The following is a 15,059-nucleotide window of genomic DNA, read 5'->3' as shown; positions in this document are numbered from 1 at the left end:
ATCATTGAAGGACGAGGAAAGGCCGGAACCGTGGATCAACAGGTTCGCCCCCAGCACACGCAGACCGAGGGCAGTGCGTCGGATGCCGACACCACGCTGCACGGGACGCCCGTCGTCGGCGGCAAGGCCTACGGGCCGGTCGTCCGTCCGGGCGAGCGGGTGAGGGTCGAGCCCGCCGATCCGGGCTCACATGTGGTGGACGAGGCCGACCGTGAGGCCGAAAAGGCCCGCTTCGTCGATGCCGCGGCCGTGGTCGCCGCGCGACTGCGTGAGCGCGCCTCGCACGCCTCGGGTGCCGCCGCAGAGGTGTTGATCGCCACCGCGGGCCTCGCCGAGGACCGCGGGTGGATCGGCACGGTCACCAAGCTGATCGCCGACGGGACCCCGGCCCCGGCCGCGGCCGCCGCGGCCACCGAACAGTTCGCCGCGATGTTCGCCAAGCTCGGCGGGATCATGGCCGAGCGCATCACCGACCTCAACGACGTCCGTGACCGGGTGGTGGCCGAGGTACTCGGCGAGCCCGAGCCCGGGGTCCCCGTGCCCGACGAGCCGTCGGTGCTCCTCGCCGACGACCTCGCGCCGGCCGACACCGCCGGACTCGATCCGAAACTGATCACCGCGTTGGCCACCCGGCTCGGTGGGCCGACCAGCCACACCGCGATCATCGCCCGCCAACTGGGGATTCCGTGCGTGGTGGCGGTCGCCGGCCTCGACGACGTACCCGCGGGCACGCCCGTTCTCGTCGACGGAACCGCGGGAACCGTTGTCGTTCACCCCGATCCGGCGCGGGCCGGGGACGAGGTGGAGCAGAGTCGTCGGGAGGCGGAGGCGATCGCGGGATGGACCGGGCCCGGGCGCACCGCCGATGGTGTGGAGGTGGCCATCCTGGCGAACGTCGCCGACGGCGTCTCGGCGCGGGCGGCGACGGCATACCCCGTCGAGGGGGTCGGTCTGTTCCGCACCGAACTCGCTTTCCTCGATCGGGCCGACGAACCGTCGGTGGACGAGCAGGCAGCGCTCTACCGCGAGGTCATCGAGGCCTTCGACGGCAAGAAGGTCGTGGTCCGGACGCTCGATGCCGGCTCGGACAAGCCGCTGAAGTTCGTCGATCACGGCACCGAGGCGAATCCCGCACTGGGCGTACGAGGCAACCGGATCGCCGCGACACATCCCGAGATCCGTACCGGTCAACTCGACGCGATCGCCCGCGCCGCGCAGGCGACCGGCACCACGCCCTGGGTGATGGCGCCGATGATCGCCTCGGCCGCCGAAGCCGCCGAATTCGCCGCCGAGGTCCGCGGTCGCGGGCTGGTGGCGGGGGTGATGATCGAGATCCCCTCGGCGGCGATCCTCGCTCCGGCGATCCTCGCCGAGGTCGACTTCGTCTCGATCGGCACCAACGATCTCACGCAGTACACGATGGCCGCCGACCGGATGTCGGCCGAGCTCGCCGGGCTCACCGACCCGTGGCAGCCTGCGGTGCTCTCGCTGATCGCCACCGTCGCCGAGGCGGGCACCCGCAGTGCGACACCGGTCGGGGTGTGCGGCGAGGCCGCCGCCGATCCGCTGCTCGCGTGTGTCCTGGTCGGACTCGGCGTCACCTCGCTGTCGAGCGCCCCGGCCGCGGCGCCCGCGGTGGGAGCGAAGCTCGCCGAGGTCGACCGCGAGGCGTGCCGCTCCGCCGCGCAGGCTGTACTGGCGACCGCCTCACCGGCCGATGCGCGTGCCGCGGCCGCGGAAGCGTTGCGCAGCTGAGCCGTTCGGCTGAGCGGGCCGGCGGGTGCGACTCCGCTCAGATGCGGCGCATCACCGTCACGACCTTGCCCAGCACCGCGGCGTCGTCGCCGGGGATGGGCTCGAACAGGTCGTTGTGCGGCATCAGCCACACATGGCCGTCCTTGCGCTTGAAGGTCTTGACCGTCGCCTCGCCGTCGATCATCGCCGCGACGATGTCGCCGTTGTCGGCGACGTTCTGTTGACGAACGACCACCCAGTCGCCGTCGCAGATGGCCGCGTCGATCATCGATTCACCGACGACGCGCAGCAGGAACAGTGACCCGTCGCCAACGAGTTCACGCGGCAGCGGGAAGACATCCTCGACGGCCTCCTCGGCCAGGATCGGCCCGCCGGCCGCGATACGTCCCAGAACCGGCACGAACGTCGGCGTGGGGAGGTTCGATGCATTCGGGTTGTCGTCGGTGGGCGTGGGATCGCCGTCCTGGACGTTCACCGCGCGGGGTCGGTTGTGATCGCGTTTGAGCAGACCCTTGCGCTCGAGGGTTCGCAGCTGATGCGCGACCGATGAGGTCGACGCCAGGCCGACGGCGTCGCCGATCTCGCGGATGCTCGGCGGATACCCGCGTTCGCGCACGGACTTGCGGATCACATCGAGCACGCCCTTCTGGCGCGGGGTGAGCGCGGCCTCGACGGCCGCGGGATCGATCGGGCCGGTCGCGACGGCGTCGTCCGGATCGGTGACGGTCGCCGCGTCGGGGTCACCCGAGCGGCCCTTCTTCTCACTCATGGGGTTCGCATCCTTTCGGTCGGTGCGCACATCCTCGCGGGGTACGCCCTGGTTGACGGGCCCTGTGGAGAGCTGAACACCGGCCAGGGTAGCCGAGGCGACAGGCAACCTCAAACATGTGTTCGACGTGTCGCGAGAAATTGTCGGTGCCCCGTGGTAGAACTCGAACATCCGTTCTTCGAATGCATGATCGAGATAGGGAGACGCCATGCCGACCGTACTTCTGCCCACCGCGCCGGGCACCAACGACCTGCCCGTTCGGTCCCGCCGGACGGCTCACCGCGCCGCCGCCGTTCGCCGCGGGGCGTCGATGCCGGCCCGCGCAACCGTCGAGCACCGGGCGCTCGAACACCGGGTGCTCGAACACCGGGTGCTCGAACACCGGTCGTCCGAACACCGGTCGTCCGAACACCGGTCGTCCGACCGTCGCCTCCCGGAGCGGCGCACGCTCGAGCGCGACCCGGCCCGCCGACGACCGGCATATGCGGGCCCGGCCCGGACCGGTGCGCGCCGCCTTCCGGCGGTTGCGGGCACCCGTTGCGCAACTCCGGTCGGCCCGCGGGTCACCGCGCACCGCACCGCTCGCCGTACCGGTGCGATGGTGGCCGTGCTGACCGGTGTCGCCCTGGCGCTGCTGGTGTGGCTGGTGGCCGTGGCCGGTAGCGACTACCAGCAGTCGACCACGCCGGCGCCCGCGGCCACCGAGGTCGTGCACGTACGTGCCGGGGAATCGCTGAACTCGGTTGCCGCACGGGTCGCGCCCGACCTGCCCCGGCAGGCCGTCATCGACGAGATCGCGCGGATGAACGAGATGTCCGGCAGCGGGCTCCAGGTCGGTCAGGCACTGCTGGTACCCGCCTACCGGTGACGACCGGGGTAGGCGATCACACGGCTGTTCCACCGCGGTGGGGCGGTATTGTCGGTGTATGCGCTGTCCGTTCTGCAGGAATGATGACACCAAGGTCATCGACTCCCGAGTTGCCGACGAGGGGCAGGCGATCCGTCGGCGCCGCTCCTGCAGCGCATGCGGTCGCCGGTTCTCGACGGTGGAGACCGCTGTCCTGGCCGTCGTCAAACGCAATGGCGTCACCGAGCCCTTCAGCCGCGAGAAAGTGATGCGTGGGGTCCGACGCGCGTGTCAGGGACGCCAGGTCGACGAGGACGATCTCGCGCAGCTCGCCCAACAGGTCGAGGAGACCGTTCGGGCCTCCGGAGTCGCCGAGATCCCCAGCAACGAGGTCGGATTGGCGATCCTCAAACCCTTGCGCGACCTCGATGAGGTCGCCTACCTGCGATTCGCGTCGGTGTACCGCTCGTTCGATTCCCTCGAGGACTTCCAACGCGAGATCGACGACCTGCAGGGCAATCTGACCCACGGCCGGACGACGCCCGCAGCCGGCGTCGTGTCAGCCGAGTCGGTCCAGGGTCCGTAGCGCCCGTTTCTCCGAGATCGGATAACGCGTGCCCAGTCGCTGCGCGAACAGACCGACCCGCAATTCCTCGACGAGCCAGTGCGCCTGTTCGTTGACCGCGTCTCGCCTGCGGTCGGGCACCTGCGCGAGCCGCTGGTTCCAGCGCTCCACCACCCGATCCAGTGCCTCCATGCCGGCGCGATCCCGCGCGGCGGATGCCGGCAGATGCTCCAGGCGCTCACGGGCAGCGCGCAGATAGCGGGGCACCTCCGCCAGGTGCTCCCGTGGGGTGGCGGCGACGAAGCCGTCGAACACCAGATGGCCGAGCTGTTCGGCGACGTCGTCGGCGGCGAGTTGCCCCGAATGGGTGTCGATCACACCGCGCAGTGCCACCAACTCCCGCAGGACGTCGACCGCGAGGCGTAGATACTCCGGAGCGGCGTCGGTCACCGCTGGCCGCAGCCGTTGGGCGAGCGCGGCGAACGCCTGGGGCGAACGTACGACGCGCAGTTCGTCGGGCTCCACGAGATCACGGATCGCTCGGCGTGTGCAATCGCCGAACAACCGCGCCGGCTCCCGATAGGGGCTCTGGCTCAACGCGATCCGTCCGGCAGGGTCCAGTCCGGAGGCGGCTTTCGGACTCAATGCGGGGATCGTGTTCTCCAACAACACGATCACGCCGCCGGCCAGGGCGGTGCTCGCCTCGGTGGTGGTCGCCGCCCGGACAACCGAGACCCCGTCGGGATGGCCGGCGCGGTGGGTCACGTGCAGAGTCGGGTAACGGGTGATGGTCTGCCCGGCGACGTCGGCGGTCTCGCTCGGCGCGAGTGTTCCGATGCCCTCGTCGGTCCACGTGGTGTACACCGGTGTGGCCGTCTGTGTGGTGGCGGCGGATGTCGGTTCCGACAGTTCGGCGAACGATGAAGTACGGGTGAGGATCTCGCCCTTGTCGTCGACGACCGCGAAGTGGATGCGCAGATGAGTCGGGAGTCGGTCGGGGTCGAAGTCGGCGGGCGAGACCGAGTGACGGGTGATGGTCGACAACTCCCGGGCCAGACCGCGGATCAGCGGCTCCGAGCGTGGGGTCAGCCGAGAGAGCGCCAGATCGGCGAAACGTTGGGCCGGTGCCATCGTCTTGCGCAGCGACTTCGGCAGGGTCTTGACGAGTTCGGTCGCCAACTCCGAGCGCATCCCCGGGACCAGCCAATCGAAGCCGGCGTTGCGTACATGGGGCAGAAGATCTTTCGGGATGACGACGGTGACGCCGTCGTCGGGCGCGCCGGGCTCGAAACGATACCGCAGCTCCAGACGGGTCTGGCCCTGCTGCCAGAACCCCGGATAGTCGGTGTCGGCGACGGCGACGTCAGCCGCCACATCGGCCGCGGTCAGGTCGAGCAGATGCGGTTGCGCCGACCGCGTCTTCTTCCACCAGGAGTCGAAATGTCGCGCCGAGGTCACCTCGGCAGGGATGCGCTGATCGTAGAACTCGAACAGTTGCTCCTCGGAGATCACCACATCGCGCCGTCGGGCGCGGTGCTCGACATCGGCGGCGTCGCTGAGCAGTTGCCGATTCCGGTGGAAGAACTCGTGGTCGGTCTTCCAGTCGCCCTCGACCAGGGCGTGCCGGAGGAACAACTCCCGGGAGACCTCGGGGTCGATGGGGCCATAGGTCACCCGGCGTCGTGCGACGAGGGTGACCCCGTAGAGGGTGACGCGTTCGTAGGCCATCGCCGCGCCCCGCCGCGACGACCAGTGCGGCTCGCTGTAGGTGCGTTTGACCAGGTCGCCGGCCAACCGTTCCACCCACAACGGGTCCACCCCGGCCACGGTGTGCGCGAACAACCGTGACGTCTCGATGATCTCGGCCGCCATCAGGAACGCGGGCGGCTTCTTGGCGACCGACGACCCGGGGAAGATCATCAGCGTGGTGTTGCGGGCTCCGGTGTATTCGCGGCCCTCGGCATTGCGTGCGGCGATGTTGCCGAGCAGCCCGGCGAGGATCGCGCGATGGATCGCATCGGCATCGATCTCGGTGCGTGGAGTCTCCCAGTCGAGGTCGGAGACGATGCCGCGCAACTGTCGATGCAGGTCCTGCCATTCCCGGATGCGCAGATAGTGCAGGAACTCGCGCTCGCACATCCGCCGGAATTGATTGCCCGACAGCTCTTTGCGCTTCTCCTGCAGATACGCCCACAGCGTCGGGTAGGCGAGGAAATCCGAGCCCGGGACCGCAAAGCGACGATGCGCGGCGTCGGCGGCCTCCCGATGTTCGGCCGGTCGCTCACGGACATCGGGCAGCGACAATGCCGCAGCAATGACGAGCACGTGCTCCAGACATCCCTCGTCGCGGGCGCCGACGAGCATGCGAGCGATCCGCGGATCGACCGGAATGCGCGCCATCGTCGCGCCGACCGGCGTCAGCCGGGGCGCCGTGCCGGAGTCCGACCGGGCAGTGCCGGAGTCCGACCGCGCTGTGCCGCGCGTCTTCTGGCCGCCGGTGGTGATCGCGCCCAGTTCACCCAGGACTGCCATGCCGTCGCGGATCGCCCGGGCGTCGGGTGGCTGCACGAACGGGAAGTCGGCGATGTCGCCGAGGCGCAGCGCGGTCATCTGCAGGATCACCGACGCCAGGTTGGTGCGCAGGATCTCCGGATCGGTGAAGGCGGGCCGGGCGTCGAAGTCCGCCTCGGAGTACAGCCGGATACACACGCCGGGCGCGACGCGCCCGCAGCGCCCGGCACGCTGGCGGGCGCTGGCCTGCGAGATGGGTTCGATCGGCAGCCGGAGCACCTTCGTGCGCGTCGAATAGCGGGAGATGCGTGCGGTCCCCGAATCGATGACGTAGCGAATGCCCGGAACCGTCAGCGATGTCTCGGCCACGTTGGTGGCCAACACGATTCGACGGCCGTCCGACGGCGAGAACACCTTCTGTTGGTCGGCGATGGACAACCGCGCGAACAGCGGAACCACCTCCGCGCCCGCGGCGACACGACGCGACAGCACTGCCGCGGCCTCTCTGATGTCGCGTTCGGTGGGCAGGAACACCAGGATGTCCCCGCGACCATTCGCGCCCCACAACTCGCCGATTGCGGCGTCGATCCCCTCGAACAGATCGAGATCGGCGTGCTCGCCGCCACCGGCGTCGTCGCCGGAATCAGGGTCTTCCCGCAGTGACAGCGGGCGATACCGCACCTCGACCGGATACGTGCGCCCCGACACCTCGAGGATCGGCACCTCGGTATCGGCGGTGGCGAAATGCCGTGCGAATCGGTCGGGTTCGATGGTCGCCGAGGTGATGATGACCTTGAGGTCGGGCCGGCGGGGCAGCAGGCGGCGCAGATAACCGAGGATGAAATCGATGTTGAGACTGCGTTCGTGGGCCTCGTCGACGATGATCGTGTCGTAGTGCCGCAGCATCGGGTCCGAGGAGATCTCCCGCAGCAGGATGCCGTCGGTCATCACCTTCACCAGCGTGTCGGCACCCGAACGATCGGAGAACCGCACGGAGTAACCGATGGCGTCGCCGATGTGGGTGCCCGTCTCGTCGGCGATCCGGCGCGCCACCGAACTGGCCGCGATCCGACGGGGTTGGGTGTGACCGATCGCCCCCCGCACACCGCGGCCGAGCTCGAGGCAGATCTTCGGCAACTGGGTGGTCTTGCCCGACCCGGTCTCCCCGGCGACGACGACCACCTGATGCTCGGCGATCGCCGCGGCGATCTCCGCACGCGCCGCCGACACCGGGAGCTCCGCCGGATACTCGATGACCGGGATCGCAGCACGTCGAGCAGCGATCCGTTTCTCGGCGCCCTCGATCGCACGGAGCAGGCCGTCCAGACGTTCGGGCGAGGGAGCTGCTCCGCGTTCGTCCGGTCCGCGCTTGTCGAGTCCGAGTTTGTCGAGTCTGAGTTTGTCGAGTCTGCGGCCCAACGAGTGCTCGTCGACGATGCTCAGCCGAGCGATGCGCTCGCGCAGTTCGTGAGGATCGACGTCCTCCGGATGAGCGGTGGAGCGGGCGGGGGAGGAGGACATGATGCGTTCCAGGATATGGGGTCGGGCGGGGGTGGGCTGGATCGCACCGGCTCCTGCCCGCCCCCGCGACGCACGTGCACGGCGGCGACCGGCATCATGGTGACCATGGCTGGTTCGCTGTGGCATGGCTTCGCCGACATGGGTTCGGTGAGTACCAACGGTCCGTTCGTCGTCACCCGCGGTGAGGGGGCGCGCATCTGGGATGCGCAGGGCAACTCCTACCTCGACGCCACGGCGGGACTGTGGTTCACCAACGTCGGTCACGGTCGCACCGAGATCGCCGACGCCGTGCGCACACAATTGGCGACGTTGGCCCATTACTCCGGATTCGGTGACCTCACCGCCGATGTCACCGACACCCTCGCCGACCGGCTCGCCGCGCTGGCACCGGTACCCGGCAGCAAGATCTTCTTCACCTCCGGCGGTAGCGATTCCGTCGACACCGCGGCCAAGCTGGCGCGACGGTACTGGACCGAGGTCGGCAAGCCGGAGAAGACCTTGCTCGTCGGCCGCACCAAGGCCTACCACGGCATGCATGTCGCGGGTACCTCGCTGGCCGGTATCCCGGCCAACCACGACGGCTACGGACAACTCATGCCCGACGCGGAGTCGGTCGGCTGGGACGACGCCAAGAGTCTGCTCGGGCTCATCGAACGGGTCGGCGCCGATCGGGTGGCCGCCTTCTTCTGCGAACCGATCATCGGCGCCGGCGGGGTGTACCTGCCGCCCGAAGGGTATCTCGCCGAGGTGCGCCAGATCTGCCGTGACCACGACGTGCTGTTCGTCGCCGACGAGGTGGTCACCGGTTTCGGTCGCATCGGTGGCGACAGCTGGTTCGCGTCGTCCCGGTTCGATCTGCAACCGGATCTGATGACCACCGCCAAGGGACTGACGTCGGGGTACGTGCCGATGGGCGCGGTGTTCATCGCCCCACGGATCGCCGAGCCGTTCTACGCCGGCGGCGTCTGGTGGCGACACGGCTACACCTATGGCGGTCACGCCGGTGCCGCCGCGGCGGCGATGGCCAATCTCGACATCATCGAACGCGAGGGCCTGCTCACCGAGGCGACGCGTCTGGAGACCGATCTGGCGACGGCGCTACGCCCGCTCGCCGATCTCGACGCCGTGAGCGAGGTCCGCACCGGGTTGGGCGCGGTCAGCGCCGTCCAGCTCGCCGATCCCGCACGTGCCCAGGACGCGGTGGCGGCCATGCGCAGGCACGGGGTGAGCGGACGTGCCGCCGGGCAGGGCGCCCTGCAGATCTCCCCGGCCTTCGTGATGAGCACCGCAGAGGTCGGCGACCTCGCGAGCCGCATCGGCGACGCACTGAGCTGAGGCGGAGCCCGCACGTCGGAGCGCGCACGCCGTTGACGACTCGGGCCCGGTGCCTGCGCTCACGCAGACACCGGGCCCGACATCTTCTGTCACAGAGGGGCTGTCACACGCCGATCAGACGCCGCTCAGCACCTCGGTGGTGGCGATCGCCTGGCTGACGCCGGCCACGATCGAGGCGACCTTGAGTGCCTCGAAGATCGCCTCGCGGTCGACGCCCGCCTCACGCAGGGTGGCCTCGTGCGCGCCCACGCAGTGCTCGCAGCCGTTGATCGAGCTGACCGCGAACGACCACAACTCGAAGTCGGCCTTGTCGACGCCGGGGTTGCCGATGATGTTCATCCGCAGACCGGGACGCAGGTCGTCGTACTTGCCGCCGAGGAATCCGCGGCCGCGATAGAAGACGTTGTTCATCCCCATGATCGACGCGGCGCCCAGGGCGGCGTTGTAGGCCTCCGCGGACAGCGTGTCGGCGGCTTCCTCGCCGATCTCGGCCAGCACCTTGGCATTTCGCGTCGCCGCAGCGGTCGCGAGCAGGGTGCCCCACAGCTGCTCCTCGGTCAGCGCGGTGGTGCGGCTGATCGAACCGAGGTTGAGCTTGAGGTCCTTGGCGTACTCGGGGAGGGCTTCCTTGAGATTGTCGATGCTCATGAGTGCTCCTCTCAGACGCTGGCGGTCAGCAGTTCGCCCGCGTTGATGGTGGGATCGCCCTTGCGCCAGTTGCAGGCGCACAGTTCGTCGGACTGCAGCGCGTCGAGGACGCGGAGCACCTCGTCGACGTTGCGGCCCACCGAACCCGCGGTGACCGAGACGAACTGGATCTCGTTGTTCGGGTCGACGATGAAGGTGGCGCGGTCGGCGACGCCGTCGGCGTTGAGAACACCTGCCGCGGTGGCCAGTTCGCGCTTGAGGTCGCTCAGCATCGGGAAGGGGAGGGTCTTGAGGTCCTCGTGCTGGGCGCGCCACTGGAAGTGGACGAACTCGTTGTCCACCGAGGCGCCGAGCACCTGGGCGTCGCGGTCGGCGAACTCGTCGTTGAGCTTGCCGAAGGCGGCGATCTCGGTCGGGCACACGAAGGTGAAGTCCTTGGGCCAGAAGAAGATGATCCGCCACTTGCCGGGATGATCATCGCTGGAGATCTGGGTGAAGTAGTCGTCGGGCTGCTGGGCGTCGACCTTCGACAGGTCGCCGCCGATCACAGCGGTGAGGTTGTAGGCGGGGAACTGATCGCCGATCGTGAGCAGAGCCATGGTGTGCAATCTCTCCTTCTAGTCGCGCGGGCGCCGGCGATCCGGACGGATCGGCACGGCAGTACCGATAATGCTTCGCACCGACCATTGTGCTCGGGAATCGGTGAAAGCGAAACGTGATGATTAGCACTACACTGATAGGTATGCCCGATAAAACTTATCAGCCGTCGCTGGCCGGCCTGCGTGCCTTCGTCACGCTGGCACGCAAACATCATTTCGGTTCTGCGGCAAACGAATTGGGGATCAGTCAGCCGTCGCTGTCACAGGCGCTGGCCGCCCTGGAGGCGGGTCTCGGACGCAAACTCATCGAGCGCACCACACGGCGTGTCTTCTTGACTCCGGAGGGGCAGACCCTGCTCCCCAAGGCGATCGCGGTGACCGACGCCGCCGACGACTTCTTGTCCGCGGCGGCCGGTGCCGACGATCCGCTCTCCGGCGCGGTGCGCCTCGGGGTGATCCCCACGGTTGCGCCGTACATCCTGCCGCGGATGCTGCGCGGGTTGCCGGCCCGGTTACCCGGCCTCGAACTGCGGGTGGTCGAGGATCAGACCGCCCGTCTGCTCACCGCGCTGCGCGAGGGCTCGCTGGACGTGGCTGTCCTGGCCCTGCCGGCAGAGGCCGGCGGTATTGCCGAAATCCCGATGTACGACGAGGATTTCGTGCTCGCCCTGCCCGTCGGCCATCCGCTCGCCGGCCGCAAACGCGTCGATCCGAGCACCCTCGCCGATCTTCCGCTGCTCCTGCTCGACGAGGGGCATTGTCTGCGTGATCAGGCACTCGAGGTCTGTCGACTGGCCGGGGTCTCACCCGACCTCGGGCACACCCGCGCGGCATCGCTGGCCACCGCGGTGCAATGTGTCGAAGGTGGGCTGGGGGTCACCCTGATCCCCGAGACCGCTGTCGACTCCGAAACGGCGGCAGGCGAACTGGCGATCGCGCGATTCACCGCGCCACGTCCGGGACGGCGGATCGGGTTGGTTTATCGGGCGTCGTCGGGCCGCGACGAACCGTATCGGCGGCTGGCCGCCGTGATCGCCGCACTGGTCGAGGAGATCGCGCCGGTGCGGATCGCCGCGCAGGCGATCCCGGTCTGACCGCGCCGGCGATCAGGCCTGGTTGGTGGCCACGGCGTGGGCGAGCTCTTCCCACTCGTCGAGCAGGCTGGAGTCCACGTCGCGGATCATCGCGCCGACGCGGTCGGTGATGTCCTCGATCTCCTCGGTCGCCACGGCGAGCGGAAGTCCTTGTCGCAGAGCGCGATAACAGTCGGAGAGGTACCGCAGCACGATGCCCTCGCTGCGGGCGAGGCCATAGGCGGAGATCAACTCGGTGAAAGTCATCGCCCGTTCGAGCATCTCGCGCAGGACCGACTTCGGTTTCGGGGGGAACGACGACACCCACGGATGGCCTCGGCGGTAGACGTCGAAGGCATAGGAGATCTCCTCGGCGAGGGGCCGGGGCCAGGTGATCTCCTCCAGCCGCGACATCCGCTCCTCGTATTCGATGCCGTCGGCCTTCATCTCCGCGATCGCGGCGTCGCGGGCGACCTTGCGCTGCGCGAGCAACAACGGCCGCGGATCCTCGAGTGTCGACTCGAGGATCGACACCACGTCGAGGGCGTACGTCGTCGAGTCCGGGTCGAGGAGTTCGAACGCGGCGAGCGCGAACGCCGACAACGGATTGGTCAGCGCGAAGTTCTCCGGCATGTCCACCGACAGCGCCACGTGTCTGCCTTCGGCGTCCGGCCGGTCGAGCTGGACGACGATGCCGGCGTTGCGGAGATCGCGGTAGAGGGCGATGGTGTGCCGGATATGGCGCAGCTGTCGATCGCGGGGCTCGTGGTTGTCCTCGAGGAGATGTCGGGTGGCCGCGAAACAGTCGCCGGGCCGGCCGAGGACCTCCATGAGCATCGCGGTGGTCATCTGGAAGTGCGAGCGCAGTGGCTCGTCGGGGGCCTCGGCGAGCTGCAGGAAGGTCTTCTCACCCCAGGAGACGAATCCCTCCGGAGGCTTCTTGCGGACGATCTTGCGGAGCTTCTTCGGATCGTCACCGGCCTTGCTGACCGCCCGCGCGTTCTCCACGTCGTGTTCGGGTGCCTGGGCGACGACATAACCGATCGTGTCGAATCCGGCGCGACCGGCCCGTCCGGCGATCTGGTGGAATTCCCTGGCCCGCAATCGCCGCACCCGGGTGCCGTCGTATTTGCTGAGTCCGGCGAACAACACGGTCCGGATCGGGACGTTGATCCCGACCCCGAGCGTGTCGGTGCCCGCGACGACCTTGAGCAGACCACGCTGGGCCAGACGTTCGACGAGGCGTCGGTATCTGGGCAACATACCCGCGTGATGTACCCCGATCCCGGCTCGCAGCAGCTTGGACAAGGTGGAGCCGAATCCGGTGGAGAACCGGAAATCGCCGATGGCGTCCGCGATCTCGGCGCGCTCGGCTTTGTCACAGATCCGCGCCGACAACAGTGCCTGCGCCCGCTCGACCGCAGCGGCCTGGGTGAAGTGCACGACGTAGATGGGGGCCCGTCCGCGATCGATGAGGTCCTCGATGGTCTCGTGGATCGGCGTCATCGCATACGCGTACTCCAGCGGTACCGGGCGTTGTGTCCCGGTGATGGCGACGGTGTCCCGGCCCGTGCGGCGGCGCAGATCGTCGACGAAGAAGGTGACATCGCCCAGCGTCGCCGACATCAGCAGGAACTGCGTGTGGGGGAGCTCGATGAGCGGTACCTGCCAAGCCCACCCCCGGTCGCGTTCGCCGTAGAAGTGGAACTCGTCGGCGACGAGCACCCCGATGTCGCTGTCGGGGCCGTCGCGCAGCGCGAGGTTGGCGACGATCTCGGCGGTCGCGCAGATGATGGGGGCGTCGGCGTTGACCGCGGCGTCGCCGGTCAGCAACCCGACGTGCTCGGCGCCGAACTGCTCACACAGGTCGAAGAACTTCTCGCTCACCAGCGCCTTGATCGGGGCGGTGTAGAAGGCACGCCGGCCACGACAGCGAGCGAAATGGATTGCCCCGGAGGCCACCAACGACTTGCCCGACCCGGTCGGCGTGGCGAGGATGACGTTGTTCCCCGACACCAGCTCGAGGAGCGCGTCCTCCTGATGCGGGTAGAACGCGATGCCACGGCCCGCCCACCACTCGGTGAACTCCTCGAACGCGGCGTCCTCGTCGGCGGTCGGGGTCAGCGGCGGGGCAGGGGTCAGCGGGGTGGGAGAGCGCACATCCGGGTCGGCGACCCGGGCGGCGTCGCCCGGGTCGGGTCGGCTCAGATCGGAAATGGCCGACCACCGGTGCCGTCGTCGGGATCATCGCCACTTCCCGGCTGATCACCACTGCCGGGATTGCCGTCACCCTGATGCAGGTCTGCGAGGAAGCGTTCGAGTTCGGCACCGAGTTCGTCGCCGCTGGGCAGGGATTCCTCGGTGGCCAGCAGCGACGCCCGCTCGGTCTGTGCCTGCTGGAATGCGTCGTATTGCTGCTCGAGCGCTGTCACCACCGTCTCGATCTCGGCGTTGCCCGAGACCTCTGTGTCGACTTGTTCGCGGACCCGCTCGGCCGCGGTGTCGAGGGCGGCGACGGGCAGGTCGAGGCCGGTGATCGCCGTCACTGCCGTCAGCAGTCGGGATGCGGCAGCGGGGTAGTCGGTCTGCGACAGATAATGCGGCACGTGCACCGATAGCCCCGAGGCGCGACGTCCACCCTGTCCCAGCCGCAGTTCGAGCAGCATCGAGGCGCTGGCCGGCAGTTTCATCGCGGTACCCCATCGTGGCAGGTCGCCGAGGATGTCGGGATCGCTGCCGTGGGCGGTGATCGATGCCGGTCGGGTGTGTGGAACGGCCATCGGGATGGCATTGAGCCCGACGACGTCGGTGACTCCGAAACGGTCGGCCAAGCGCCGCACGGCCTCGGTGAACTTCTCCCACCGCAGGTCCGGCTCCGAGCCGGACAGCAGCAAGAACGGTCGATCGTTCGCGTCGCGGACAGCATGCAGGGTCAGCGTCGGCATCGCCACACCGGTGAAGGTCTCTCCGCTGAAGTCGACCATCGGACGGCGGGAGCGGTAGTCCATCAGCTCATCGGTGTCGAAGGTCGCGACCAGATCGGACTCCAGACTGTTGCGCAGATGAGCTGCGGCCAGCGCCACCGCATGGCCCGCGTCGGCGAAGCCGTCGAGAGCGTGGATCAGCACCGGACCCGTGTCGTGGCGTCCCATGGCGGGCGCGGGAAAGGCCAGCTCGTACAGCGAGCCGTCACCGCGCGAGGCATCGTCGCGCGAGCCGTCGTCGGCGGTCCGCTCGTCCATGTCAATCCTCCTCGATGTGGCCCGTCGCCCCAGGTGAGCGTGGGCGTGAACCACCATTGTCTCGCATCTGCGCCGCTGCAGACCAATTCCGCAGCTCGGCGCCGTATCGCAGACGGTTCTCGCACCGTCTCCGCCACTACAACCATTGTCGCCGGGCGGCGATTCCCGCCGTGTGTGCGCTGTGCTCCGGTCGA

General features: G+C 68.7%; 11 protein-coding genes. 5 read left to right on the top strand and 6 right to left on the bottom strand.

The genetic code is table 11. The features are described from left to right. The first annotated feature begins 30 nt into the window (after positions 1–30). Complete coding sequence (locus tag P3L18_RS09915; RefSeq protein ID WP_079929532.1) at positions 31–1,755, top strand: putative PEP-binding protein; 1,725 nt, start codon at positions 31–33, stop codon at positions 1,753–1,755. Positions 1,756–1,792: 37 nt separating this feature from the next. Here the strand turns inward: P3L18_RS09915 and lexA are convergent, their stop codons facing one another. Beyond that, positions 1,793–2,443, bottom strand: coding sequence for a transcriptional repressor LexA (gene lexA, locus P3L18_RS09910; protein ID WP_306304199.1), 651 nt, complete (start codon positions 2,441–2,443; stop codon positions 1,793–1,795). A 289-nt stretch (positions 2,444–2,732) separates the two neighbouring features. On the opposite strand from lexA, the gene P3L18_RS09905 reads away from it, so the two are divergent. After that, the gene (locus tag P3L18_RS09905) at positions 2,733–3,392 is read left to right on the top strand and encodes a LysM peptidoglycan-binding domain-containing protein (RefSeq protein ID WP_276113990.1); all 660 of its coding nucleotides are present in this window, start codon (positions 2,733–2,735) and stop codon (positions 3,390–3,392) included. Positions 3,393–3,450: 58 nt separating this feature from the next. Continuing rightward, on the top strand, positions 3,451–3,957 hold the full coding sequence (gene nrdR / locus P3L18_RS09900) for a transcriptional regulator NrdR (RefSeq protein WP_014359831.1): 507 nt from the start codon (positions 3,451–3,453) through the stop codon (positions 3,955–3,957). Here the strand turns inward: nrdR and hrpA are convergent. Continuing rightward, the gene (gene hrpA / locus P3L18_RS09895; RefSeq protein ID WP_276113989.1) at positions 3,931–7,968 is read right to left on the bottom strand and encodes an ATP-dependent RNA helicase HrpA; all 4,038 of its coding nucleotides are present in this window, start codon (positions 7,966–7,968) and stop codon (positions 3,931–3,933) included. The two genes, nrdR and hrpA, sit on opposite strands and share 27 nt — an antisense overlap. Before the next feature lie 105 nt (positions 7,969–8,073). Between hrpA and P3L18_RS09890 the strand changes: the two genes are divergently transcribed. Beyond that, a complete protein-coding gene (locus P3L18_RS09890) occupies positions 8,074–9,303 on the top strand; it encodes an aminotransferase class III-fold pyridoxal phosphate-dependent enzyme (RefSeq protein WP_276113988.1) in 1,230 nt (409 codons plus the stop codon). A 114-nt stretch (positions 9,304–9,417) separates the two neighbouring features. On the opposite strand, the gene P3L18_RS09885 is transcribed toward P3L18_RS09890, so the two are convergent. Together P3L18_RS09885 and P3L18_RS09880 are read right to left on the bottom strand one after the other, a co-directional pair. Beyond that, positions 9,418–9,951: an alkyl hydroperoxide reductase gene (locus P3L18_RS09885; RefSeq protein ID WP_276113987.1), complete on the bottom strand. Its 534-nt coding sequence runs from the start codon at positions 9,949–9,951 to the stop codon at positions 9,418–9,420. Positions 9,952–9,962: 11 nt separating this feature from the next. After that, positions 9,963–10,550: a redoxin domain-containing protein gene (locus P3L18_RS09880; RefSeq protein WP_006371161.1), complete on the bottom strand. Its 588-nt coding sequence runs from the start codon at positions 10,548–10,550 to the stop codon at positions 9,963–9,965. A 143-nt stretch (positions 10,551–10,693) separates the two neighbouring features. Between P3L18_RS09880 and P3L18_RS09875 the strand changes: the two genes are divergently transcribed. Further along, a complete protein-coding gene (locus P3L18_RS09875; protein WP_276113986.1) occupies positions 10,694–11,644 on the top strand; it encodes a hydrogen peroxide-inducible genes activator in 951 nt (316 codons plus the stop codon). Positions 11,645–11,656: 12 nt separating this feature from the next. On the opposite strand, the gene P3L18_RS09870 is transcribed toward P3L18_RS09875, so the two are convergent. Together P3L18_RS09870 and P3L18_RS09865 are read right to left on the bottom strand one after the other, a co-directional pair. Next, entirely contained in the window at positions 11,657–13,783 is a 2,127-nt protein-coding gene (locus P3L18_RS09870) for a DUF3516 domain-containing protein (protein WP_276113985.1), read from the bottom strand. A gap of 44 nt (positions 13,784–13,827) precedes the next feature. Then, entirely contained in the window at positions 13,828–14,865 is a 1,038-nt protein-coding gene (locus P3L18_RS09865) for a PAC2 family protein (protein WP_006371158.1), read from the bottom strand. Positions 14,866–15,059: the final 194 nt, after the last annotated feature.

Origin of the sequence: Gordonia sp. N1V, assembly GCF_029269935.1 — a bacterium.
GTDB classification, from domain to species: domain Bacteria; phylum Actinomycetota; class Actinomycetes; order Mycobacteriales; family Mycobacteriaceae; genus Gordonia; species Gordonia polyisoprenivorans.
The sequence above is the reverse complement of the archived record's forward strand: the minus strand, read 5'-3'. Positions and strand labels throughout refer to the sequence as shown.

Coding starts and splice junctions, on each gene's coding strand:
- P3L18_RS09880 (WP_006371161.1), bottom strand. CDS start 10,550: ATGGCTCTGCTCACGATCGGCGATCAGTTCCCCGCCTACAACCTCACC.
- P3L18_RS09885 (WP_276113987.1), bottom strand. CDS start 9,951: ATGAGCATCGACAATCTCAAGGAAGCCCTCCCCGAGTACGCCAAGGAC.
- hrpA (WP_276113989.1), bottom strand. CDS start 7,968: ATGTCCTCCTCCCCCGCCCGCTCCACCGCTCATCCGGAGGACGTCGAT.
- nrdR (WP_014359831.1), top strand. CDS start 3,451: ATGCGCTGTCCGTTCTGCAGGAATGATGACACCAAGGTCATCGACTCC.
- P3L18_RS09890 (WP_276113988.1), top strand. CDS start 8,074: ATGGCTGGTTCGCTGTGGCATGGCTTCGCCGACATGGGTTCGGTGAGT.
- P3L18_RS09865 (WP_006371158.1), bottom strand. CDS start 14,865: ATGGACGAGCGGACCGCCGACGACGGCTCGCGCGACGATGCCTCGCGC.
- P3L18_RS09905 (WP_276113990.1), top strand. CDS start 2,733: ATGCCGACCGTACTTCTGCCCACCGCGCCGGGCACCAACGACCTGCCC.
- P3L18_RS09875 (WP_276113986.1), top strand. CDS start 10,694: ATGCCCGATAAAACTTATCAGCCGTCGCTGGCCGGCCTGCGTGCCTTC.